Raw genomic sequence first — 722 nt, 5'->3', positions numbered from 1 at the left:
CATCATAGACAAAGTCTAATAACATTTCTGTTTGGACTTTTGCCATACCCTTAACCCCTTACTATCTCAACTAATCTTCAATAAAGACGGATAAAAAACGCACTATTCGCTAGTAACACGATACATCTCTTGGATACTTGTCGTGCCTTTTAGAACCTTTAGAATGCCAGAGCGCCTTAAATCCCTAAACCCTTGCTTTAACGCAGCGTCTTTAATCTCAATAGCGTTGCCGTCTTCCATAATAATTCGGGCAATCTCTGGTGTTACTTTCATCACTTCATAAATACCAACACGTCCTTTATAGCCATCGCGGCATTCAGAGCAGCCAACAGGCTCATAAATGACATTGCTGGGGTTTGCCAAGTCTTCTTCCGTAAAGCCCATTTCAAGCAAGCTATGTTTTGGTACATCTGTCGGTTTTTTGCAAGATTTACACAGGCGACGGGCTAAGCGCTGTGCAATTACCAAATTGACTGAGGTGGCAATGTTAAAGGACGCCACCCCCATATTACGCAGACGCGTTAAGGTTTCTGGCGCTGAGTTGGTATGCAAGGTTGACAGTACCATATGCCCTGTTTGGGCAGCTTTGACAGCAATTTCAGCCGTTTCCAAGTCACGAATCTCACCGACCATTACAATGTCAGGGTCTTGACGCAAGAATGATTTGAGCGCACTGGCAAAGGTCAAGCCAACTTTATTATTCACGTTGACCTGATTAATAC

At 43.6% G+C, this 722-nt stretch carries 1 protein-coding gene; it reads right to left on the bottom strand.

The genetic code is table 11. The annotated features are described in order from the left end of the window. Positions 1-102: 102 nt before the first annotated feature. Positions 103-722: ATPase, T2SS/T4P/T4SS family (locus M3175_RS25765; RefSeq protein WP_251524526.1), on the bottom strand; the 620-nt coding region annotated here is incomplete at its 5' end.

The organism is Robertmurraya korlensis, from assembly GCF_023715225.1.
Classification (GTDB): domain Bacteria; phylum Bacillota; class Bacilli; order Bacillales; family Cytobacillaceae; genus Robertmurraya_A.
The sequence above is the reverse complement of the archived record's forward strand: the minus strand, read 5'-3'. Positions and strand labels throughout refer to the sequence as shown.